Source organism: Bacillus thuringiensis (genome assembly GCF_022095615.2).
GTDB classification, from domain to species: Bacteria; Bacillota; Bacilli; order Bacillales; family Bacillaceae_G; genus Bacillus_A; species Bacillus_A cereus_AG.
In genome coordinates, this window is the sequence record NZ_CP155560.1 from 109,450 (window position 1) to 132,859 (window position 23,410).

A 23,410-nucleotide genomic window follows, 5' to 3' on the forward strand; every position below is an offset into this window, starting at 1 on the left:
ATGAAAGGTAATAATCCGAAAAAGATCTTATTTATTCGTTCTGGAATTTCTTTTTATTATCCTTTACTTGAAACTGCAATTTTCAATAGTCTTCAAAAAGAGAATGGCAATGCTACTATGGTAGATATAGGAGAGGCAATAAAAACAGCAATTAAAACAAAGCCAGATTTTATTTTGGTATTACATGGTTTAAATGCGGAATATAATCATGTAATACCATATTTAAAGGAACTAGGTTTCACTATTGGACTTTGGTTGACAGACGACCCTTATTATTCAGATATAACACAAAACATAGCTTTACATTATGACTATATATTTACTCAGGATCTAGGCTGCACTAGATTTTATAAAAGCATAGGCTGTAAATATGTTTTCCATCTTCCTTTAGCGGCCAACCAGAATGTATATAAACCCACTCACGAAGAGAATACGGAATATTATGAAATTAGTTTCGTTGGTACGGCATTTAAAAATAGAATAGAATTTATTGATTCAATTTCAGAATATTTGACAGTTAAAAATGCTAAAATAGTTGGATTTGGTTGGGAAAAATTAAAGAATTATGATGTGTTGCGAGAGAAAATAAAACTGTTACCACTTGGTGAATATGAAGAAGCCTTAAAGTATTATCTATCCACGAAAATTAATGTCAATTTACATCGTTCACCATATGATAAGGAATTGAATTGTAATTCAGCAAAAATAACAGCATATTCAGTAAATAATAGGATGTTTGAAATTAATTCATCAGGTTCTTTTCAACTAACTGATATACGCGCAGATATATCAAAACATTATATACCAGGTGTTGAAATAGAAACGTTTTGTAATCCATTGGAGTTTATAGAGAAAGCAGAGTATTATTTAGAAAATGTAGAAGAAAGAAATAAGATAGCGAAAAACGGCCTAAATCGGACATTAACCAGTCACACATATGAGAAACGAATATTGCAATTATTACAGTATATTAATCAAAGTGATTAAAAATAAATAGAGGCAATAAAAAAACTCAAGTAACAATTTAAACGCCATTCTTTTAAATGCAATGATATCATATGTTTATATTTTTGAATTTAGATGTATATCTTTAAATAACATATACCAAGTTCTTTTATTTAAATAATTATTTGAAACTTGAAGTGTAAAAACGTGTTCGATATCCCATTCTAATATACTGAATTCATTTTCTGATCCTGTTGGAGAGAGTAGAAGTATCTTAAAGTTATTTTTAACAATCCTTGATAAAATAGATTGTAATTTTAGCGTCTCAATGAGATTCCCCCCCCATCTAACAAATAAAATAGATTGGGATTTTTCCGTTATTTTATAAAAGTTACTAATTCTTCGATCTAATTTTTGTTTGAATTCAGGATATGTGCTAGACCACTCTTCATTGGGGATAACAGGGAAATCGTGATAGGATGTTATGTTATACTTTATATCTTTTACAATATGGGAGGATACAGGTTGTATCACCCCATCATTAAAAATGATATTTTTATCTGCCATTGCATGCATATTATTTAAATCCATAAAATCCCTGAAATTATTTTTTAATAAATCATTTATTGAGGAGAGATCTGGCGACGTAAACCAATCTAGAGGACCAGAATGTTTCCTTAGCTTGTATTTTTGTAGATGGATGGCAGTATAACAATTTTCACCTAAGCTAATAACATCATCGTATAATCCATGTAGCTCTTTGAATTCCAATATAATCATCCTCTTTTAAATAAATTAACTAATGTATTTCATTTAAAACTCGGTAACTTCAACGAGTAAATTCGGTTAAAGGGTAAATGTAGTTAATTATTAAAGAAAAATTAATGAAAAAAGGATCATGTTCTTAAAAAAATTATTATAAATAATATATGTATGTTTAATAATTAAGGTGAGAATAAGTTACAGGGGTAAATAATATAAAAAAATTATTTATAGATGATACACACATTTTTTTGATGTGAAGATGACGTATGAAAATATACAAAGGGTTTATAATCTGGTTTTAAATAAATGGATAAAGAAATTGGGATTTCATAAAAAAAGAGCACTGCTACACAGTGTCCTAAATTATTACAAAAGCTGTATGAGGAAACTTAATTCGGTGGATTTAAGTTTCCTTTTTAAGTTAGATTTAATGGGTATTCATATGTTTTGAAATCATCTTTGAAAATATCTTTAACCAATTGAATTGTTTCTTCATCATAAAAACTATCGTAGGTGGGATGCCTTGGGAATAAAGGATCTGTAATATCACCATCTGCATATGTCCCCTTGTAAACTGCTAATTTGTTTTGGTGATGCCACGAGCTAACTAATCCATTCAGAGGAGATTTTTTTAATCCGTAGTTGTCTTCTAAATTAGAAAGTTCCGTAGAGAAATTCTCCAGGTAAATATAATTTGTTACAAACTCTTCTTCTCCTTGTATATACTGTGGTGTGAAGTGTGGATTTACGCTTTCAAAATCTGGTGCATGTGCTTTTAAATAATATAAATAAAGTTTAAAAGAAATTTTTTTATTACAGGATTCATCACCATAAAAATAATGACGAATAGGCTTCCATTCAGTGGATTCGTAATATGGAGCTGGAATCAGAGAAATAAAGGAGCTTACGGCCCTTTTGAAGGGATTTCTTACTAATTTATAGGTGTCTTTTTCTTTTTTTTGTAATGCATTGGCTAAATCAGTGAAATAAGGTATGGAGTTTTTATAAATGTCAAATTCATAGTGATGAACAAATGGGTTATATTTAACCGCTTCTTTAAATAAATTAATGTGATAAAAAAACCAATATACAAGTGAAGTGCAGCCGCTTTTTTGGCTCCAAAATAAGATTAGGGGAAAGTCTTTGTGAAAATGAGGGGGACGCCCATACTTGGATATAAAATCATAAATATTTGTGATAGGCATTTTTTAACCTCCTTTTTTATAGTATATGGAGGAAGTGCTTATATATGAAATAGCAATAAAGATATCTAAATAATTGCATGATAACGCGTTATTCGAAAACAAAAAGGGGCGCACAGGTAAGTGATCCCCTAAAAAAAAGATTTATGAGCATTGAAGTACTATATAAATTATGTTTGTTTTACTTAAGTGTGTAGATAAAATTAAATAAAAAGGTGACAGCTTACAGCCCACCGATTGTAAGCATGAATACATGGCGCATATTAAGATATGTAGTTTCGTATGAAGAGTGAAGGTTTCGTTTATCCAGCATTAAAGGGCATTAAGACTCCCGTCTGAAAATCCGGCGAATAAGAGTTAGTTAGATGGGAGATAACTACCGTAAAATCCCCGCTAATTAAAGTTTCACTTTATTGGATTAATCACTTTCGTTACAACTGTAAATTAATCATATTTTTATGTTCATTTAACTTACTTTTATTTGGAATCTTGGTTATAAAAAATCAGGCCAAATAAAAACATGTCAACATATAATAATTTGATTTTAGGGGGAAGCTAAATTGCTGCACTTTTCATAAGTGGATGAAACTGTGTATTTTGATCTTGGATATCAATGTAAATATCAGTAACAGGATAATTATTTAATAACACATTGTTTTTTCTTACGAAAGTAAAAATAAATACCGGAGGAGGCCTATGATTATGAATCAAACCATTAAAGAACTCATTGAATATGGCGAACGTATTCCGCATTATCATAAGGATTTCCCTTTAATTTTATTTTGGAGTCACAGAAGTGGCTGTACCTCTCTAGCAAATTGGTTTTTCTTTCAAATTAATTTATATGATGAGGCAATGAGATATGACCCATTTATCCATTACTATGAATTTCAAATATACAAAAATACAAACAGTTATTATAAAGAATTAGAAATGGAACTATTAAGCTTAAAAAAAGAGACTATAAAGCTTGTACGCAATCCTTATAAAAGGGCAGTCAGTTCATTTTTAGTACTTTATAATAATCCTTATGCCGTGAAACAGTGGGGGGATATTAAAGAATATTTTTATAATGATAAAAATATTAAAAAAGGGATTTCATTTAAACAATTCTTATATTATGTAAAAGATATAGGTCCAAAATCTATCCAATTAGATCAACATTTTTCTCAGCAATATATTGAAGGAGAGGAAAATTTCATTAAACAATATATTAAACTTGAGAATTTTAATAAAGAGATTTTAAATATTGAGAAAAAATATGATTTATTATCATCCGATATACTATCTCTCACAAAATCCTCTCATCACAGATCGCATGAAATGATGCATAAAGGAAATCATGCAGAAAGTGATATTATGGCCCCTGGATTTCCTTCATTACCCACATATCGAAGCTTTTATGATGAAGAAACTTTAAATCTGGTTTCTGAAATATTTACTGATGATTTTAAGGCGTACGGATATAAGAAGAATGAAATTAATTTTTAACAAAGAAACATAATATATATTGAGATGGTGTTGAAGAAAGCTAAAATTCTACTTCAATAGGTAATAAATAATGCCCTCTTTCAATATGAGGGCATATGAGTAAACGTGTCCTACTGACATTATCAAAAACAAATCAAAATAGTTCATATTTTGGGAGAATGAGAGTTTAATTGGTGTCTAAAATATTCAGCATCAATTAACGAAACTGTTGTAGAGAGGTTAATATATCTTTATGAATACGTAATAACGTTTGAATATCGTCTTCTGAAAGCCTCTGTAGTGCTTCTGTCATTGCTTTGTAGGAAGTAGAGTTTTTAATGGATGTTTTTGATACTTCTTGTCCTTGGGTTGTCACTTTTAATTTTATTTCTCTACGATCTTCATGTGATTGTTCCCTCACAATGAACCCTATATTAACTAACTCATCTATATTTACACTCACTGTACTTTTAGGAACTGAAAGACGTGATGAAATCTCTTTAAGTGTAATATTAGGATTTGTATAAATTGTATTTAAAATCCCCATTTGTTGAACTGTTAACCCTAAACTGGAAGCGTTTTGATGTGTGAAATTTATAACCTCTTTGTTTATTGTTACAAATGATTGGACAACTTCTCCAGCTTGTTTAAAACTTTGATTCATAATATTAAATTCCTTTCTTATTTAAAATAGGCTAAATAATCGTTCGATTATGAACTATTTAAGTTTAAACTAATTCAGAAAAAAATCAATATACTTTGTTAATCGTAAATGTAACTTAACTTAAAAACTATGATTTCTAGAAATGTGAACTGATGGTGTAAATTAATTTAAAGTTGCTGGGACAAAATAAAATAAGTGAGTAAAAAAACTTGCAAAACTAAAACGAGAGATGTATATTATTTGACATATCAATAGTTGATATGTCAAATGTTTTTTGTTAGAAAGAAAGGCGAGTTTTGAAAAAATGTTATTTAGAAGCTGCAGAAAACTTATGTAAGCTATAAAGTTTGTAGTATGCATTAGTATTAGTCAATCACGATTGGAGTTGCTAGCTATGCGTCTATCTATCGGTAAAGCAGCCGACGGAAGGGGAAATCGTCTCCCAGTTGATAGAATTTCATAATGGAAATAGTATAAAGCTAATATTAGGGAGTAGAGGGGGCAGAATGTTGTGAAAATAATCGCAGCTATTTTAGTCGGGACTGTAGCGTTAGAACATTTATTTATCATGATTCTTGAAATGTTCTTTATTGATTCAAAAGTAGCGAAACGCGCTTTTAAATTACCGAAGCATTTAGAAGGAGATCGAAACGTAGCTATTATGTTTGCAAACCAAGGGTTATATAATGGATTTTTAGCTGCTGGTCTCATCTGGGGACTTATACTTGGACCTAACCCAATTGGTTATATGCTTCAATTATTTTTCGTAATTTGTGTGGTGATAGCAGCTGTTTTTGGAGGTTTCACATCTAATAAATCAATTATTTTGAAACAAGGACTTCCAGCTATTTTAGCACTGTTTGCCCTTTTAGCTATAATATAAAACCAAAGCTTTTCAATAAAATAGCTCACCTTGGAACAAATACGCTATTCTTTCTGTAGCTTCCTAGGAAAGGATGCGGACCACGCGAATGTGCAGCCTCACTCCGGGGCACAAGCAAATATGGCTGTTTACTCTGCTTGTTTGAAGCCTGGAGATACAGTATTAGGAATGGATTTATCCCACGGTGGTCACCTTACACACGGGAGCCCTGTTAATTCCTCGGGTGTATTATACAATTTTATATCTTATGGAGTAAATAAGCGACATAAGATATTGACTATGATGAAGTTAGAACTTTAGCGCAGAAACATCAACCTAAAATGATGGTAATTGGTGCAAGTGCATATTCAAGGATCATTGATTTTGAGAGATTATCGAGCATTGTAAAAGAAGTGAATGCATTATTTATGGCAGATATAGCCCATATTGCTGGGCTTGTAGCTACTGGAATGCATCCGAGCCCAGTTCCATATGCTGATTTTGTTACTACCACTACCCATAAAACCCTGCGTGGTCCTCGAGGGGGAATTATACTCTGCCGAAGAGATTGGGCTGCTACAATAGATAAGAGTGTATTCCCTGGTATGGTATACAAGGAGGGCCAGCTATGCACATGATTGCGGCCAAGGCAGTCGCTTTTAATGAAGCGTTGCAGCCCAAATTTAAAAAATATGTTTCAAATACAATAAAGAATGCTAAGGTGCTAGCAAAAGAACTAAGAGGGTTAGGCTTTAATGTGTTGACAGGTGGAACGGACAATCATTTGCTACTTATAGATCTTTGTAATATGAACCTAACAGGAAAAGAGGCTCAAATATTATTAGAGGAAGTAGGGATAACGGTTAATAAGAACTCCATTCCTTTTGATAAAAAGGGTCCTTTTATTACGAGTGGAATTCGTTTGGGGACACCAGCAGTTACAACACAAGGAATGGGTGAACTAGAAATGATTAAAATTGCTGAAATCATTTGTTTAGTATTAAAGAATCCCCAGAATGTAAGAGCTAAAGAAAAAGCATATTCTATCGTAAAAGAATTAACTAAGAAATTTCCAATATACAAGGATATGACTTTAATGAAAGAGATAATAAGGAATTAACCCGGGTCGGTTTTTTGCACCTTGTATTTAATTCTTAGCAAAATGAATGGATTGCCCGAAGAATAGAAACCAGAGGATTTAGTTGTACCAAATGTACTGTTCTCATTTAGTGGAACGTTAGAATAGAGTCACCTTCGTAAAAAAGCAGCAGAAGCACTTGAAAAGTTATTTGATTTAGCAAAGCAAGTAGGAATCCAGTTGAATGCTATTTCAGGGGTCCGCTCCTATAATTATCAAAAATATTGTATGCAAACAATGTAAAAAGAAAAGGACAAGAGCATACATAACGATAAAAGGAGCAAATTAATTTGCTCCTTTTTCACTTAAATTCCACATGAAACTTAGTATCGATTATTCCAAAAGCGACTTTACATGGGAATGGATTTCTCCCTGTTGAAGCATCAGACATACATGAAAGTACCCAATATTCCAATTCTATAGGTAAGCGGAATGCCTGGATACTACCATCATTGTGTTTTACTGTTACGATTGGTGTATTTATCCTAGTTGTAGCAAAACCATCTGTTGTTATCATCGCTACTGCATCATTATTATGAAAACCAGCGCTTAAAACCTCGTAAGTTATTCCATCTTTCTCATTGATAATCATGGGTATATTTAGATAGGGATAATTATTTATATCCTTATGAATAGTTGTTCGCGCTGTATTCTTTCTTATCTGATTCCCTTGCATTGTATACATTCCTTTATAACACTCCAAACATCATCACCTAAATGTATTCTATTTTACGTCTATTATATTCGAAAATTTTATTGTCATCATATTATAGAAAGCATCCGTACATATGATGGAGCTATTTAATGGATCTATATCGATAACGGTCATATAGTTAGTGAATAAATAACCGTCTTCATAATATGTAATTAATATCTCTTCTTCAGATAGCAATGAACATAGTAACATGTTCTCAATCAGTTCTTTCTCTTCTGAAGTTAAAATGGGGCGTGCAACTTTATTTTTCTCTTTGATTATTTCACGTATTCCGACGAATTGTTCTGGCATTGCTGCAAATGGTGTCCATTTTACCATTCCTCTGCCTTTTGGCATATTAGCGTTGTTCATGATTTGTGTCCCCCTAACAGTGTGTTTCTGTATCTAGCTGTTGCATTATTTGTATAGGAAATTCCTCTTAATATGCTATTTTTTCCAAACTTTGTGCGTATTTCATCCATTACTTTCGTTAGCTTTATTTCTTTTTCTCGTTGTATGATGTTATCAAAAAGAGAAATTTGTTCTTCTCCTTCACCAATTAGTTTTGTTAGAGAAATAGTAATACTTCTAATTGGTTCTCCAGTATATTGTTGATGTAGAAAATATAGACAAACTTGATAAATGTCCATGGTTAAGTTGGTCGGACGGCTTAAGGTATGTGTTTTGCTAAAGCCACCCGAATAACTTTTACTATATCCAATTGAAAATTGAACGGTTTGAGCAAGTTTGTTTTGTTGTCTTAATCGATAGCAAACTTCTTCGGTATGTTCCAGTAGGATAATCGGAAATTCTTCTATTGTATAATCACGCATTAAAATTTGGCTTTTTCCTATAGAAGTTGTGGCAGGAACATATTTTTCTGAAATGCGACTAAAGTCAATCCCATTACTATGTAAGTGTAATTCTTCGCCAATCACGCCGAAGCTTTGTTTTAAATATTTAAGAGGATAATTAGCTAAATCTCCAATTGAATGTATTCCTTTTTGATTTAATTTTGTTTCTGTTTTATGCGAAATCCCCCAAAACTTATTAAGCGGTCGTATGCTCCATAATTTTGTAGGTATATCTTCGTATGTCCAATAAGCGACTCCGTCTTTATTTTTCTTTGCTTCAATATCTAAAGCTACCTTACTCATCAATAGGTTAGGTGCAATCCCGATTGTGCATTCAATTCGTGTGTGTTCATATATTTCACGTTTAAACTGTAATGCAAATTCATTTGGATTCCGGGCAAATAGATGGATGCTATCGGTAATATCCATAAAAAATTCATCGATGCTGTATTGATGAAAGTCTTCAATAGGAACATATTGTAGAGCTAACTTCGTTATGTAATTGGAGCACTTAATATAGGTTCCCATAATTGGATTCACAATAAGGATATCTTTTTGTCGAGGAATCTCGTATAGCCTTGCCATCTTCTTTACACCCATTGCTTTTAAAGGTGGAGTTGCGGCTAAAACAATGGACCCATTCCTATTTACATCACCGACTACAGCTAATTTTGTATGAAGTGGGTCTAATCCCATTTTGATGCAACTAACAGAAGCATAAAAGCTGCGAAGATCGACACATAAAATGATTCTATTCGGTAAAATTGAATAGTCATACACTATAACTCCTCCTAATAATAACGAGAACGTTTGTTCTTATTCTTGTTCTTATTATACACGAACTTACGTTCTTTTATGAAGTGATTTTTGAAAAAATATTTAATTATATGTAGTAGAAATAAGTAGAACGACAGAGAGAAATAACGGCCAAATGTTATTGAAGTTTCTAGGATATAAGCTGTATCATTTATATTGGTTAGTACAGGAAGAAAATGATGGGAGGATGTAAGGTATATTATCCTTTCAAAAGGTGATAGTAATTTATCGTAAAAAGAGGTTTCTATTACGAGATTATGTGAAAATATAATTTCACATAATAGATTGAAGGAGGATTTTTCATAAATGGAGCAGGTTATACAAGAGTTTTTTTCTCCAAGTAAAAACTATAAGGTTCAAATCATTAAAAGAAAAGATGGGCTATACACAACAGAAGCTTATAGATGGATGGAGGATTGTGGATATGAATTTTGGAGTTATATATCACAAGGATTGACTTTGATAGATAGTGAGGAACATGCGCGTAAAATTGCTATGGAACAACTAAAGGAATGTTCAAGAGATGAGTTTTAATAATACGCTATTTTATTTGTAAAATTATAAGGAATATGATGTTTTTTGAAAATATAGAAATAAAATTTATTTAATCTTATTTATTTTATAAGAATTGTAAGGTATACTAAAAGTAGGTGCAAAAATGCGCTATTTGAAAAAGAGTGCAAGTCAGAAAGGAATCCGTAAAGGATTCCTTTTTTGTTTTTTAGTAAATGAAGCAACTTCCTATTATCTCTGTCTTTTTTATAAACATAACAGGTATTTTTGGAAAATTGCCACATTCCTGTAACAAAACAAAGGTATGTTATGTGTGTAAAAGATAAAGAGAAAGAGAAAGAAGGAGAAAGTTGTGAAAAAAATTTTACCAATTGTTGCGTTGTTAGGCATGATGAATTTTGGAGTACAGGAAATGAATGTAAGAGCTGATACCTATCACAAGAGCGATTCAAAAATTAGTTTTTGGGATTCAAAAAGGAAAGGTACTAATTTCATGAATAGTACGTCATTACCTGAAAACTATAAAAGTGCAAAAGAAGCTAATATTGAATATGTTCGTTTAGCACCTGATAAATGGGCAAAGGATAAAGATTTTTTATTTGAGGATAAACCAGATACCTCTGGGAAGGATTTTCTGATAGGTAATGCAGATAACTATCAGGGATTAGTAAAGGAGGATCTAGAAAAATTAAAAGCGGATTTAGATGCCGCACAATCGCAGGGAATGAAAGTTGTTCTTACAATGTTATCCTTGCCTGGTGATCGGTGGCGCCAATTTAATAATAACAAGAATGACGACAGAATATGGGAAGAAGAGAAGTATCAAGAACAAGCAAGTCAATTTTGGAAAGACCTTGCTTTGGAACTAAAAGATCACCCTGCAGTGGTCGGTTATAATATTATAAATGAACCGCATCCAGAAACAGCTAAAAATAATAGATATAATGACTTTTGGACGGAAGATTACGAGAAATGGTATGCAAAAGTGAAAGGAACGACAGCAGATTTAAACGAATTTTATGAAAAGGTGATTCATTCTATCCGTGAAGTGGACCAAGAAACACCGATTATTTTAGATTCAGGTTTATATGCTACTCCATGGGCCTTTAAATATTTAAACCCAGTAGAGGATAAAAAAACACTTTACGCATTTCATATGTATGAACCATATGAATTAACGAGTCAAGGTGAAAAACAAAATAAGGAATATCAATATCCAGGATTAGTAAAAGTAGGGGATTTAGAGAAACCTGTAATGTGGAATAAACAGGGATTAGAGAAATTTTTAAAGCCAATCCAGCTATGGTCTAAGAAAAATCATGTACCATCTAATCGAATTATTGCAGAGGAGTTTGGAATTAACCGTACCGTTCCAGGAGCTACCCAATACATGCAAGATCTTATTTCTATCTTCAACCAAAAAGGGTGGCATAAATCATTCTATGCATTCCGTGAAGACACATGGACGGGAATGAATTATGAATTGGGAACAGGAAAAATAAAATGGGACGAAGAGGGTAAACCGATACGGCAAGATAATCCACTATGGGATGTAATAAAAAAAGATTTACAGGGGCATAAGTAGTTTAGAATTCTTGGTCTAAGAACTAAATGTAAGCATCTAATTCAAATAGAATTAGATGCTTTTTATATCAAAAAAGGCGGAGTCATATTTAAGATTCCGCCTTTCTTTTACATAAATAGTAGCAACCTGGTTTATTTACAATTAACAATAAGATTCTTAGAGAATAGTTTAGAAAAAAGTTAAGGAAGTTTAAATAAATGTGGTTGCAATTATGTAAACCTTTGAAGTTTAAAAAAATTATGAATTTTTCGCTAGATTATAAGCTTTAAATGTTGAAATTTATTTACTTATTTCGCCAAATGAATACATTTATACAATTAGATGGAAGTTAAGGGTGTTGTATCAAAACATAATAGTTTGTTATTGATGAGTTTATCGTAAAGTTGTTATTTAATGTGTCATCAAATAGTATTTGTATACAATGATAACTAAAGAAAAGGAGATTATTATGAAAAAAATAGATTAAAAGATACAACATAAATAGCATGAATGGTTTTGGGAAAAAACATGAAAGCGAAAAAATCAATCCTTAAGCATATTAAGGAAAAATGAGGGAGAAAACATGGGGAATAATTCAAAACATAAAACTAGAAAAATACTTGCAGCCACCGCTACAGTAACTATGCTTGCAACTGGAATGATTTCTACAACAGATATCATTGCAGAGGAAACGCAGCAGCAAAATAAAATATCGACATCACTTCAAGAGGAAAAGTCAGTTAAATCAGAAAACAGAACGTATACAGTCCCAGGAAAAGGGGATGTTGAGGTATTGAAACAACAGGAAAGAAAAAGTATGGCATTTAGTCCATATGAACCGACTGGTTTATATGCAAAGCCAAATGAACAAATAACGATTAATGTAGAAGGAAATGAAAATATTCAAGCATACATTGGAACGTATTCGTATGATGCTTCTTGGAGAGAAGATTCTAAAATAAAATCATTTACATTAAAACCAGGTATAAACACAATCCAATCTCCAAATGGAGGAATGATTTATTTTTACAATAAACAACAAGGTGGTACCATTCGAACAACAGTCACAACTGGTGGAACGACTACTCCTTTCTTTGAACTAGGCAAACATACAAAACAAGATTTAATAGACATGCTGAACCAAAATCCAAATGCACATGCAGTGGAGCTAAAAGGAGAACGTGTATTAATTACGGCCAGCCCTGCACGTGTTAAGAAATATTTGCTGGGTTCTAATACAGATCCTGTACAACTCTTAAAAAAGATGGATGAAGCTACCCGAATTCAAGACAAAGTAGCTGGATTATCCGAAGAACAAGCTGACAAGCATTATATTCATTACGTAGAAGAAAATCATTCACCAGATTATTATATGTATGCGACTTCTTATCGAACTGCATATGTAGGAGATGCAATTCAATACGTGTTAGATATAAATAAATTTATTAAAGATGGTTGGGGTCCTTGGCATGAGGCAGGGCATTTGAGACAGCAAGCACCTTGGAAGTTTTATAATATGACAGAAGTACAAAATAATATTTACAGCCTTTCTGTAGAAAAGGCGTTTAATCAACCATCCAATTTAGAGAAAAGTGGTATTTACCCGAAAGCGTTTCAATATCTAGAACAAGCGAATAAAAATTATGACGAAATAAGTGATGTTTTTGTCAAGCTTGTTATGCTTTGGCAACTACAATTAGCATATGGAGAAGACTTCTATCCTAAACTGCATCAATTGTATAGAGATATGCCTTCTAATGAACTTCCACAAACTGATGAAAATAAAAAACAATTATTTATGATCTCAGCATCAAAAGTAGCCAAACAAAATTTGATGCCTTTCTTTGAGAAGTGGGGATTACGTCCAAATAATGATACCATTCAAAAAGTGGCTGCATTAGGATATCCAGTTTTAACAGCAGAGATTTGGAAGGGGACAGATTCTAATCCGATTAAACCAGATGTGCCTAATGCAAATAATATTTTAGAAGGAAGCCAGTTTGCATGGTCAATGAAAGGGATTAGTGATTTCGAGTTTGCTAAAATCAATTTCAATAAGTCGGCTGAAGAAATGCAAGTGGACTTAAAAGCAGGCGTACCGCATCATTATTTTAATGAAACATATGCGAGTATTAAAGTACAAAATGCATCAGGCAAAGTAGTATACAATAAAGATATTTATGGAAACAAACAACAAAATGCTGAATCGCAAAAAGTTCCAGTTAAAGTAGGAGATTATATTGAGTTAACACATCTAGAAGGTGTGCATAGAGCTACTTTAACAAATGTAAATAATAGTAAACAAGAAAGTTTTGGAAAAAAAGCAATGTACGAAGTTACAAAAGAAGGTCTGAAGAAAGTAGAAAAAATGCCAGAAGCAACAATTTTAGATGGAAATCAATTTGCATGGTCAATGAAAGGGATTAGTGATTTCGAGTTTGCTAAAATCAATTTCAATAAGTCGACAGAAGAAATGCAAGTAGACTTAAAAACAGGCGTACCGCATCATTATTTTAATGAAACATATGCGAGTATTAAAGTACAAAATGCATCAGGCAAAGTAGTATACAATAAAGACATTTATGGAAATAAACAACAAAATGCTGAATCGCAAAAAGTTCCAGTTAAAGTAGGAGATTATATTGAGTTAACACATCTAGAAGGTGTGCATAGAGCTACTTTAACAAATGTAGATAATAGCAAACAAGAAAGCTTTGGAAAAAAAGCAATGTACGAAGTTACAAAAGAAGGTCTGAAGAAAGTAGAAAAAATGCCAGAAACAACGGTTTTAGACGGAAATCAATTTAGTTGGTCTTTAAAAGGATATAGTGATAGAGAAATTGCAAAAGTAAATTATAATAGGGTAACAGAGAAAATGCAGGTGAATTTAGAAACAGGCGTACCACATTCTTATTTTAATAATACGTATGCGAGTATCAAAGTACAGAATTCATCCGGTAGTGTTGTATACAATAAAGAAATAGTGGGAAATAGACAGCAAACTGCTGAAAGCCAAACTGTGCCGGTCAAAGTGGGAGATTATATCGAGTTTACCCATATAGAAGGGGAAGCAGTAAATGAAAAGACACGGGCTAAACTTACTAACCTTGAGAATAATAAACAAGAATATATAGGAAAAAAAAGAATCTATCAAGTTACTTCAACGGGATTAAACAAAATAGATTAACATGAAAAACATTCAAATTTTTAGTTAGATGCTTAATAGTCGTTCATTATGAACGGCTATTTGGCTTTTATTTAATATAAAGTGAAATTAATTTTAAAAATATGTTTGAGGACTGAGTGATGTTTAGGTGCTGTAGATTTGAGAAAAAAGAAACAGAATAATAAGGTATTTGTTGATAAAGACTCTTTGGTATTACAATATTTTACATATTTGGTATGATGTATATGAGTGCTATATATTAAGGGAGGAATGAGAATGAAGAGGTTCATAGCTCATGCAAATGGTAATAAGATCTTTAAAAAGTTAGTTTTAATGGTGTTACCAATGGTTCTAATGTTAATGATGATAACCCCATCGAATGATGCATTGGCAGCCGACCAATCAAATGCAAGTTCACTAAAAGGTGTGAATCTATTTAATGGAAGCTGGACTGTTGCTATACAAGCTGCAAATTTACAATATGTGTCTGCTGAACCATCGGGAAATGTAGTAGCAAATCGTAGTGCAATTAATGAATGGGAGAAATTTGAATTAATTCCGACTGGGGAATTATATACGTTTGCTTTAAAAGCGAAAAGTAATGGAAAGTACGTTTCGTTTGAGCCAAATGGTAGAGTAGTAGCAGATCGTACATCAATTGGGGCATGGGAAAAATTTATCTTATATAATGGTGGAGACAATAGGATATATGTATTACAAGCGCTAAGTAATGGTAGATTTATATCAGCAAATGGCGGTAGAGAATTAACTGCTAATAGTTATGTAGCTGGAAGCTGGGAAAGATTTGTTATTGTGTACTTCTAAATTTGGAAGTGTTATGTATCTAGATGATAATGACATGTGTAGTTCATATGCATGCCAAATACAATAAAGAGTTAAGTACTTAATATAAGTGTATATTTAGGTACAAAAAGGACTGCAAGTAACTGTCAGTCCTTTTTGTATGTTAATTAAGTATCTGCTGTGGATGTAATAAGAAGAAAAAGAACCCTATAGGGTTCTTTTTCAAGGCATATTAACCGTAAGGAGAATCATGAAATGCTACTTCAAATCTTTATTAGGGGAAAGATTTTGAAAAAGCTTAACATACATCTATTTTTACATAAATGTAAGATATAGTAAATTGATAATATTTATACTTACTATTACTAATATTCAATTAATATGGTTAACACTATGTGTATAGTGTTAACTGATGTTTAGTGTAGTATACATTTAGAAATCTAGTATTAGATTACAAGTGTTAAAAAGCTAATAGGTTTATCATTTCAAATTCTAACTAACATTTAAACGATTATAATTGAAATGGGGTGTGTATTAACTCTTATAAGCTAATGAAAGTAAATTAAAATAAATAAAGACCCTGTAAAAAAATACAGGGTCGGATACAGGGTTAAGGGAACGCATAGTTTCTTAAAAACATAATAGCATATATATTTTGTGTAGCTATATGAAGATTTTGACAAAATTAAGAACAAGACAGAAAATCTTTGAGAAATCAAATATAGTGGTGGAAATATGATTAGGAAGTGAACTATTTATATGTTAATATAGATGAAACCTTTTGAGCACCGTGATCAAAAGGGCATTGAATTAGAGGCTTAGGTTAGTGAGATAATTAATCTTCCTGAAAAAGAAAAATGTTTTTTAGATTACAAGAAGAAAAGACACCTTTTGGGTGTCTTTTCTTTTTGTATACAGCTCACATATTGTTGAATTAGATACGAAACCATAATTCGACTATGAAATAAACAACATAAGAAATTTTAACATAATCTGGACTGAAAAAAATATGTAATAGTGCATCTTTAGTTTTTAATTGTTGTATTGGATATAGAAAAACAATATAAATAAAAAGGGCATGCAGTCGTATCTGCCGCCCCATTTAGGAGGAATTCAAGACACCAATAGGACACGTATTGGTAAAAAGGCTCAAAAATAGTATATGTAAAAAGAAAAAGTCCTATACCAAAAGTGGTCTGAGCTTTATCTTTTTTACTTATTCAAAAATCAAATCCCGCTCTTTTTAAAATTTGTACAGCAAACATATAGTTTGGAATGGAATCAGAAAAAGTATACATGAAAATGGCAGACAACAATTTTGTCGCCTGCTGGTGCCAAGGGATTGAATGAGTTAGACAATTCCTATAAATTGCTACCCCATTACCAGAAGAGTGAAGCCGCTAGTTCAAACGGCTTAAACCTAGTTTGCCTGATAAAGAAAAAATTATGAGTGGAAATTTTGTTTGCTCTATATGAAAAGATAAATAGATATTCATCAGACAAGGATAATACAGCATACCTTGAATAGGGGGGTGGAACGAATTAAGAAAAAGAATGTGATTAAGGAAGGGACTGAATCAGGAGTGGGAATTTCGGACAGGATTTGGGGATCCGTGATTGCCTTGGGCATTGCGACTAATATCGTTGCGTGTATAATGGCAGTATACATTCAAAAATACGAGCTAATGATAAACTACCTTACAAATATTTTATTTTTAATAATTATAGCGATAACGTATATTAAGATGAAAATTAACAAGTGGGTGGCGTTAGGATTTACGTTAGTTGTAATGGAAAAAGGTATTAAGGCAGGTTATGATTTCTACACACATGATTACTATGGTGTCAGTTGGAATTTAGCTATCATTGTCTATTGCATATACGAGATGAAAAATTATTATGTTGAAACAAATAAATAGCCGCAAAAAATAAGGGTTAGTAGGCGGAATTCTTGTTAAAGTATACAATTTTTTTTAACAATAATATTACGGTCCTGTTTTTTACTTCAATAGTATAAAAAAAGACGCCATAAGGCGCCCCCAAATTGGGTAAACGAGGTTTTAGTTTTCCAATCTAAAGAAATTATGTATCAGCTCACAATGAGAGTATATCATAATATACAATCAAAAAAATATGCATTATTACATATATGAGTTTAACAAAAGTAAGATGGGAGTAAATCAAAATAATATAAAAAAGACACTACAGGAGTGTCTTTTTTGAGAAAATACTCTATAATTAACTTTGGGGAAGGTAATGTTAGAGTATATATTTAGCATTATCTTTATATTTGATAAACCATGAAATCAAAAGATTTTGTGGTTTATTTTTTGAACAATAGATATTCCATTATTGGCAGTGAGCTATTGATCATTATAAGCATTTAAAGAGGTAGGATTAAAAATCTAACATCGAATAACGGTTCCAGAATATAGCGTTACGAAATGATTTCCCATATCCAAAACGGTACTTGCCTGTATATAGCCCTTAAAACCTTCTGAAGAATAATAAATTTCTTTTGGTATACTTTCTTTAGATTGGAAATGTGTTTTAGAGTATTTTACATAATGGTTTTTAATAACTTTTGATTCTGGAACAATAGTGTTTTTTTGTTCCAATGTTTGCCTAGCACTAGAAGGTGGTATGAATCTTACAGTGTCTTGGTAATTATGATCTAAGGTTTCAGCTTGTACACTGTGTGACGACACAAAGACGCTTAAACTACTTCCCACAATTAATGTTGCAAATGCTAACTTTGAGAATTTTGTTAATCTAATCATTTTATAATCTCCTTTTCATTATTTTGTAAGGTACCTCCTTACACCTCACAGTCTATATCCACAACATAAGGGTGTACATACATATTGATAGACAAAATTCTACAAAATACCTCTTGTTTTTTGGTTTGTGTATAATAATTCAATGTTTGATAATTTATCAGAAGTAAAAATGTAGGACTTATATAAATGAAAATGAATAATTTATGCAGAGTTTGTATATAAAATTATTGTTCAAATATTCCGAAATGAGTTGATAAAGATGATGTGGTATTATTAGACAATAATTGATTCGATAGGTTGATTTTGAAAAGTGAATTCTCTTTTTGAGTTTTTATTATTTAAGATAACTAAAGAATTAAGTACAAGCCTACAATTTAAATAAAAAAAGTGAGAAAAATGATAAACATTCTTCTCACTTTCATCAATTAGGGTGGCATATACAAAAATATGCGTTTAAGAGGATTTTTGGATGAAAAATCCACATACATAGTATAACAAAATATTTAAGGCACTTTGCATGTAATATTGCATATGAAGAGTTTGTAGATATAATAGTTAGTCAATTTCTATCATTTAACGGATTTTTCGGAGAGTGCTCCTGTCTTAAGAGAGTGCAGGTGGATAGGGGAGAGATGAATTTTGGTTTGGTGTAGCCAAAAAGAACTATTCATATTTTGATATGTAAAGACCCTCCAAATGGAGGGTCTTTACATACACTTACATTAAGTTTGTTGTGGTGCACCACCATGATCGCCAACACTATATGTGGGAGCAGGGTAATGTCCATGAGTAGCAAACTGATCCGCTTTAGAAAATTGAGAAATCCCTATTGTTAGAACCCCAATACAAGCAATACCTGATAATAATAGGCTGATTTTTTTCATTATTTTAACACTCCTTTTTCAATTGATTTTCGTCTTGCTTGGTAACAAATATGGAAATAATCACTTACCTTTTGATGGTTCTCTAATTGTCTACATTTTGTGGCAAATAATTCAGCGTATTCGACAACATATTCCCATAATTCTTCTTCCTCAAAGTATAAGATTCCTTCTTGGATGATTTTTTCTAATTCTTCCAATGGTATATTTTCGTTTAATCTTTTTAAAATAGAGAAGTGGTATGTGTATTCTTCGTTATGAATTCCTCTGCAAATCTGTAATCCCTTATCAATGAGTTTGCTAGCTGCTGATTGTTCTCCTAATTTATAATGCTCCTTAGCTTGTAGGAAGATAGCCTTGAAGTGTGTAGGGAGTTTCTCTGTTACTTCTGAAAGGTGACGAATAGCTAACATAGACATACTTCGATCAGAATACAGCCACCCTAATGTGCTTTTTACGAATAACAAGAAATCTTCTTCCTTATTCTGTTGTAGTAATTCAATTGCATAATGCAGATATTCTTCTGCTTGTTCGTATTGCTTTAAATAGATACAGCAGCCACCTAGCAAACTATTACAAAAGGCTGTTTTTACTTCATAACCTTCATACTTCGAAAAGATTTCTCTCGATTTATTTGCGTATTCGATAGAAGCCAGCATGTTGTAGGTATGGTGATAAAAAGTAGCAATTCTATAGTAGAATTCAGCGTGTTCAATTTCATCTGGAATGTCTACTAATATCTTTTCTGCCAGTTTATAATGTTCCTCTGCCTCAGTAAAACTTGATATAAAAGTGGAATGAATGGATTTAAAAAAGTGATAATAGAAGCGTAGAAAATGGTCTGTAGGCATATCATAATCACTAATAGCATCAAAACTATTTTGTTGAATACCGAGGCTATCTGTTAAGACTGTGTAACGAAATTCAAGTAGTGAGTAATAAAGTAACAAATTTTGATCCTGATGTTCTTGATTCGACTCAATGCTTAACTTATTAATTTTTTCATCAATTTTCTTTTTCAGATTAGTAGCTTTTATAACTTGTTGAGATAGCATAGATCGATACCAGTCGTTCAATAGAGAGGTTAATTCTTCATTTCTCTTTAATGAAACACTCATTATATACTCCCCCATCCTATAGAAATATCCTAATCCAATTTAATTGTAACTATCATAGCAAAATAGTAGGGGAAATGAGAGTATTTTACAATGTTTTTCAATAAAATTCATAAAAAATAATCAATTTATGTCGAATGTATTTAGAATTCAAATTATTTTATTTGGTACTATAGTATGAATCCCTACAAAATGTATAAACTTTGCATATGTAAATAAGAAGAGAATAAATAAAGTAAGTAAAAAAACTTGTAGGAATTCCTACAAGTTTTTTTGAGGTAATCTAAAAAAGTGAAACAGCCTACCTCATTATTCGTAACAGGGAAACTATCTTACTTATGGCTTGATTTCATTATATAACGAGTATTAACATTTAGAGTTTAGATATTTTAAAATTTTGTTAATAGATAAATAAAATGTGCTATTTTAAGGATTTGTTTTTATAGTTGATTAAAGGCGAATTAAAGACAGGTAGGGGACAAGGTGCATAAAAGAGAAAATTTCCTTTAATTGTTCTGAAAAGATGATTTTAAAAGCTATTTAGGTATAGAATAAGCAGTTCATGAATTTATCACAATTGGTGAAAGTAAACGAGAGACTCCATATATAAGCAAGAGCTTTAGTGGAGTAACTAGAAGAAGGAGATAGTTATAAAATTGTTAAAGATTAGTATAATTATTGAAGTTTTCAACATGTTTGCTTTTCGGATAGGATAAGTAGAAGAAGATAGGAAGTTTTTTTAAAACTAAGCTTTTTTGACAGGAATAGATTTTTTTATAATTAGAACAAATAAACGAATAAGTTCATATAATGTATTGTCGTTAAAGTAAGACATTATTCTCTCTAAACAAAGGAATCACTAAAACAACATGTGATTCCTTTATTCTTCAGTATAATGTCTATGATTGATTTGAAATAACCGAAGAAAAAAATTGTTAATGGACAATCACATGATTCTAGGAATAGTAGGCTGATAATTTAGACTACAAAAGTTAATGTGCCCTTTATTATTTTAGCCAAGAAGAGCCCCTCCTTAAGGAATACTCTGTGTATATGAGTAAGTGGAGATAGTTTAAAGCATGCAATATTGTTTGATTTGGCTAACACATAGATCTATCATCTCTTCACGGGTGTTAGATTTATAATGTTTATACCATTCTATTGTATTTTCTAAAGTCTGCTGTAGGGACCACTTCGGTTGCCAATTAAGGTAGAATTTTGCTTTACTAATATCAAGGTTTAGTAAATTTGCTTCATGAAAATTCATTGGATCTATATTTTTTGCTGTCCAATCTCCGGAACCCCAAATATCTAGTAAACTCGTCACTAATTTTTCTACTGGAACAATATTGTCTAAGGATGGTCCGAAGTTCCATGCTCCTGAAAAAATAATACCATTATTTATAATTTTTTCTGCGAGGAGTAAATACCCGCTTAAGGGTTCTAGTACATGTTGCCAGGGTCTAATAGCAATAGGGTTTCTAATAATAATCTTTTTGTTCGATTCTAATGCTCGTATACAATCGGGAATAATCCTATCTATTGACCAATCACCACCACCAATTACATTACCAGCTCGAACGCTTGCAATTATTTTCTTGTGGTGAGAAAACTTTTCTTCCGGAAAATAAGAATTTCGATAAGAAGAAATTAAAAGCTCACAGCATCCTTTGCTTGAACTATATATGTCATGGCCACCCATAGGATCAATTTCACGATACCCCCATGGCCATTCTTTATTTTCATAGCACTTGTCACTTGTCACCATAATTCCTATTTTAGCAGATTCATGTAATCGAATTGCTTCTAGTACATTCATAGTTCCTACAACGTTTACCTCGTATGTCTCTCTAGGATATTCATATGAATATTTAACTAGAGGTTGTGCAGCTAGATGAAATACAATTTCAGGATTATAATCTGTAAAAACTTTATTTAGTTTACTAAAATCTCTTATATCTCCACGAATATCAATTATATCATTTTGAAGGTTAGTAACATTAAAGTTATCATGTTTATTTTTAGGATCTAATGAATATCCAATTACAGTAGCGCCCAATTCCTTTAACCATAGGGATAACCAAGAACCTTTAAAACCAGTATGTCCTGTAATTAAAATTTTCTTTCCATGAAAAGCATTATTAAAGTTTTTGTTTAACAATTAATCCACCTCCTTTAGTACAATGTTTTCAGGGGATTCGGTATAAATGTGTATTATTTTTATACCAATTAATAGTTTTAATAATTCCTTCTTCAATATTAATTCTAGGTTCCCAAGAAAGAGATTCTTTAATTTTGTGAACATCTGCTTCAGGAATCCATCTTTCATTTATTCTAGAGGAAATTGCACCGTAGTTCGGTCTGGAATTGGTGTTCAAATGTTTGAATAATAATTCTACATAATACTTTAAAGGATGAATGGTACCACTCCCGATATTAAAGATATCATTTTGTACAGTAGTATTTTCTACCGCTAGGATACAGGCATCTATTATATTTTCAATATAACAATAATCTCTTAATTGATTGCATAAAGTTAAATTTACATCTTTGTTTTGTAATACTTGCAAGATAATATAGCTGAATATTTTATGCGGTTCCTCGGTCTCTCCGAATATGCCAAAGGGTCTTAGTGTTATAAGATTAATATTGTTTTCACTAGCAATTTGATGGGCAAGTATAGTAGCAGCAGCCTTGGTGCTTCCATAAATATCCACAGGTGATAGTAGCATATTTTCATGAATAGGCTCCATTTTATTACCGTATTCAGAACTACTGCCCATATGAATAACTTTTTTACAATTTACTAATTTTGCTGCCTGAATTATGTTACATGTCCCTATAATATTTGTTTCTATAGCATGCATATAGTCTGTATGGGCAGAATTTACACCATAGGCGGCCAGGTGAAAGATATAATCTGGATTCACTTTCTTTATTGCATCTTGTACTTGTTTTTTATCTCGTATATCTATTTCATAGGTTTCAATATTTTTTAGAATATCGTTCAGTCTCCAAGAATTGGATGATGTTCTTATCAAAAGAACAATTTTTGCTTGTAAATTTAAAAGTCTTCGTACCAAGTGAGAACCAATAAAACCATATCCACCAGTAATAAGAAAAGTTTTATTTTTAAATGAAGTAATCATAGTGATAATCTATCCTTTATTAAGATGT

General features: G+C 31.6%; 19 protein-coding genes and 2 pseudogenes. 10 read left to right on the forward strand and 11 right to left on the reverse strand.

The features are described 5' to 3' along the window. Positions 1 to 987, forward strand: coding sequence for a CgeB family protein (locus tag KZZ19_RS27420; protein ID WP_237981989.1), 987 nt, complete (start codon positions 1 to 3; stop codon positions 985 to 987). A gap of 75 nt (positions 988 to 1,062) precedes the next feature. Here KZZ19_RS27420 and KZZ19_RS27425 read toward each other — a convergent pair whose 3' ends face one another. Then, positions 1,063 to 1,725: a DUF1796 family putative cysteine peptidase gene (locus KZZ19_RS27425; RefSeq protein WP_237981988.1), complete on the reverse strand. Its 663-nt coding sequence runs from the start codon at positions 1,723 to 1,725 to the stop codon at positions 1,063 to 1,065. A gap of 401 nt (positions 1,726 to 2,126) precedes the next feature. Beyond that, on the reverse strand, positions 2,127 to 2,915 hold the full coding sequence (locus tag KZZ19_RS27430) for a sulfotransferase family 2 domain-containing protein (RefSeq protein WP_237981987.1): 789 nt from the start codon (positions 2,913 to 2,915) through the stop codon (positions 2,127 to 2,129). A 699-nt stretch (positions 2,916 to 3,614) separates the two neighbouring features. Between KZZ19_RS27430 and KZZ19_RS27435 the strand changes: the two genes are divergently transcribed. Continuing rightward, a complete protein-coding gene (locus tag KZZ19_RS27435; protein ID WP_237981984.1) occupies positions 3,615 to 4,403 on the forward strand; it encodes a sulfotransferase family 2 domain-containing protein in 789 nt (262 codons plus the stop codon). A 196-nt stretch (positions 4,404 to 4,599) separates the two neighbouring features. Here KZZ19_RS27435 and KZZ19_RS27440 read toward each other — a convergent pair whose 3' ends face one another. Continuing rightward, positions 4,600 to 5,046: a MarR family winged helix-turn-helix transcriptional regulator gene (locus KZZ19_RS27440; RefSeq protein ID WP_237981983.1), complete on the reverse strand. Its 447-nt coding sequence runs from the start codon at positions 5,044 to 5,046 to the stop codon at positions 4,600 to 4,602. A gap of 511 nt (positions 5,047 to 5,557) precedes the next feature. On the opposite strand from KZZ19_RS27440, the gene KZZ19_RS27445 reads away from it, so the two are divergent. The 3 genes and pseudogenes from KZZ19_RS27445 to KZZ19_RS27455 all read left to right on the forward strand — a co-directional run. Then, entirely contained in the window at positions 5,558 to 5,929 is a 372-nt protein-coding gene (locus KZZ19_RS27445; protein ID WP_237981980.1) for a DUF1304 domain-containing protein, read from the forward strand. Between the two features lie 75 nt (positions 5,930 to 6,004). Continuing rightward, positions 6,005 to 7,028 (forward strand): annotated as a pseudogene (gene glyA, locus KZZ19_RS27450) (serine hydroxymethyltransferase); the annotation flags it as partial. A 39-nt stretch (positions 7,029 to 7,067) separates the two neighbouring features. After that, positions 7,068 to 7,312, forward strand: a pseudogene (locus KZZ19_RS27455) (D-alanyl-D-alanine carboxypeptidase family protein); the annotation flags it as partial. Between the two features lie 35 nt (positions 7,313 to 7,347). Here the strand turns inward: KZZ19_RS27455 and KZZ19_RS27460 are convergent. From KZZ19_RS27460 to KZZ19_RS27470, 3 genes are read right to left on the reverse strand one after another with little or no spacing between them, the layout of a single operon-like run. Beyond that, on the reverse strand, positions 7,348 to 7,722 hold the full coding sequence (locus KZZ19_RS27460) for a hypothetical protein (protein ID WP_226546079.1): 375 nt from the start codon (positions 7,720 to 7,722) through the stop codon (positions 7,348 to 7,350). Positions 7,723 to 7,770: 48 nt separating this feature from the next. Continuing rightward, complete coding sequence (locus KZZ19_RS27465) at positions 7,771 to 8,112, reverse strand: YolD-like family protein (protein ID WP_226545918.1); 342 nt, start codon at positions 8,110 to 8,112, stop codon at positions 7,771 to 7,773. Beyond that, on the reverse strand, positions 8,109 to 9,374 hold the full coding sequence (locus KZZ19_RS27470) for a Y-family DNA polymerase (RefSeq protein ID WP_098538622.1): 1,266 nt from the start codon (positions 9,372 to 9,374) through the stop codon (positions 8,109 to 8,111). Before KZZ19_RS27470 ends, KZZ19_RS27465 begins: the two co-directional genes overlap by 4 nt. A 342-nt stretch (positions 9,375 to 9,716) precedes the next feature. Between KZZ19_RS27470 and KZZ19_RS27475 the strand changes: the two genes are divergently transcribed. The 5 genes from KZZ19_RS27475 (at position 9,717) to KZZ19_RS27495 (ending at position 17,376) form a co-directional block, all read left to right on the forward strand. Beyond that, positions 9,717 to 9,944, forward strand: a complete 228-nt coding sequence (locus KZZ19_RS27475) for a hypothetical protein (protein ID WP_000438639.1) — start codon at positions 9,717 to 9,719, stop codon at positions 9,942 to 9,944. Between the two features lie 301 nt (positions 9,945 to 10,245). Next, positions 10,246 to 11,508 (forward strand): glycoside hydrolase family 5 protein, encoded by a 1,263-nt coding sequence (locus KZZ19_RS27480; protein WP_226546077.1) that lies wholly within the window; start codon positions 10,246 to 10,248, stop codon positions 11,506 to 11,508. Positions 11,509 to 12,070: 562 nt separating this feature from the next. Continuing rightward, positions 12,071 to 14,674, forward strand: a complete 2,604-nt coding sequence (locus KZZ19_RS27485; protein WP_226545916.1) for a putative mucin/carbohydrate-binding domain-containing protein — start codon at positions 12,071 to 12,073, stop codon at positions 14,672 to 14,674. 255 nt (positions 14,675 to 14,929) lie between these two features. Next, positions 14,930 to 15,478, forward strand: coding sequence for a fascin domain-containing protein (locus tag KZZ19_RS27490; RefSeq protein ID WP_016090045.1), 549 nt, complete (start codon positions 14,930 to 14,932; stop codon positions 15,476 to 15,478). Positions 15,479 to 17,040: 1,562 nt separating this feature from the next. Continuing rightward, positions 17,041 to 17,376: a hypothetical protein gene (locus KZZ19_RS27495; protein WP_237982552.1), complete on the forward strand. Its 336-nt coding sequence runs from the start codon at positions 17,041 to 17,043 to the stop codon at positions 17,374 to 17,376. Positions 17,377 to 17,862: 486 nt separating this feature from the next. Here KZZ19_RS27495 and KZZ19_RS27500 read toward each other — a convergent pair whose 3' ends face one another. The 5 genes from KZZ19_RS27500 to KZZ19_RS27520 form a co-directional block, all read right to left on the reverse strand. Beyond that, a complete protein-coding gene (locus KZZ19_RS27500) occupies positions 17,863 to 18,237 on the reverse strand; it encodes a hypothetical protein (RefSeq protein ID WP_226545915.1) in 375 nt (124 codons plus the stop codon). Between the two features lie 722 nt (positions 18,238 to 18,959). Further along, a complete protein-coding gene (locus KZZ19_RS27505; RefSeq protein ID WP_000724100.1) occupies positions 18,960 to 19,121 on the reverse strand; it encodes a hypothetical protein in 162 nt (53 codons plus the stop codon). After that, positions 19,121 to 20,236 carry a tetratricopeptide repeat protein gene (locus KZZ19_RS27510; protein ID WP_237982551.1) on the reverse strand — a complete coding sequence of 372 codons (1,116 nt, stop codon included), beginning with the start codon at positions 20,234 to 20,236 and terminating at the stop codon, positions 19,121 to 19,123. Before KZZ19_RS27510 ends, KZZ19_RS27505 begins: the two co-directional genes overlap by 1 nt. A 1,069-nt stretch (positions 20,237 to 21,305) precedes the next feature. After that, the gene (rfbG, locus tag KZZ19_RS27515; protein WP_237982550.1) at positions 21,306 to 22,394 is read right to left on the reverse strand and encodes a CDP-glucose 4,6-dehydratase; all 1,089 of its coding nucleotides are present in this window, start codon (positions 22,392 to 22,394) and stop codon (positions 21,306 to 21,308) included. A gap of 28 nt (positions 22,395 to 22,422) precedes the next feature. Beyond that, on the reverse strand, positions 22,423 to 23,382 hold the full coding sequence (locus KZZ19_RS27520; RefSeq protein WP_097863660.1) for an NAD-dependent epimerase/dehydratase family protein: 960 nt from the start codon (positions 23,380 to 23,382) through the stop codon (positions 22,423 to 22,425). Positions 23,383 to 23,410 lie beyond the last annotated feature (28 nt).

Bases quoted from the DNA above. Each gene is read 5' to 3' on its own strand.
- KZZ19_RS27465 (WP_226545918.1), bottom strand. From the start codon at position 8,112: ATGAACAACGCTAATATGCCAAAAGGCAGAGGAATGGTAAAATGGACA.
- KZZ19_RS27460 (WP_226546079.1), bottom strand. From the start codon at position 7,722: ATGCAAGGGAATCAGATAAGAAAGAATACAGCGCGAACAACTATTCAT.
- KZZ19_RS27510 (WP_237982551.1), bottom strand. From the start codon at position 20,236: ATGAGTGTTTCATTAAAGAGAAATGAAGAATTAACCTCTCTATTGAAC.
- KZZ19_RS27500 (WP_226545915.1), bottom strand. From the start codon at position 18,237: ATGATTAGATTAACAAAATTCTCAAAGTTAGCATTTGCAACATTAATT.
- KZZ19_RS27430 (WP_237981987.1), bottom strand. From the start codon at position 2,915: ATGCCTATCACAAATATTTATGATTTTATATCCAAGTATGGGCGTCCC.
- KZZ19_RS27425 (WP_237981988.1), bottom strand. From the start codon at position 1,725: ATGATTATATTGGAATTCAAAGAGCTACATGGATTATACGATGATGTT.
- KZZ19_RS27420 (WP_237981989.1), top strand. From the start codon at position 1: ATGAAAGGTAATAATCCGAAAAAGATCTTATTTATTCGTTCTGGAATT.
- KZZ19_RS27475 (WP_000438639.1), top strand. From the start codon at position 9,717: ATGGAGCAGGTTATACAAGAGTTTTTTTCTCCAAGTAAAAACTATAAG.
- KZZ19_RS27505 (WP_000724100.1), bottom strand. From the start codon at position 19,121: ATGAAAAAAATCAGCCTATTATTATCAGGTATTGCTTGTATTGGGGTT.
- KZZ19_RS27485 (WP_226545916.1), top strand. From the start codon at position 12,071: ATGGGGAATAATTCAAAACATAAAACTAGAAAAATACTTGCAGCCACC.
- KZZ19_RS27440 (WP_237981983.1), bottom strand. From the start codon at position 5,046: ATGAATCAAAGTTTTAAACAAGCTGGAGAAGTTGTCCAATCATTTGTA.
- KZZ19_RS27435 (WP_237981984.1), top strand. From the start codon at position 3,615: ATGAATCAAACCATTAAAGAACTCATTGAATATGGCGAACGTATTCCG.
- KZZ19_RS27520 (WP_097863660.1), bottom strand. From the start codon at position 23,382: ATGATTACTTCATTTAAAAATAAAACTTTTCTTATTACTGGTGGATAT.
- KZZ19_RS27490 (WP_016090045.1), top strand. From the start codon at position 14,930: ATGAAGAGGTTCATAGCTCATGCAAATGGTAATAAGATCTTTAAAAAG.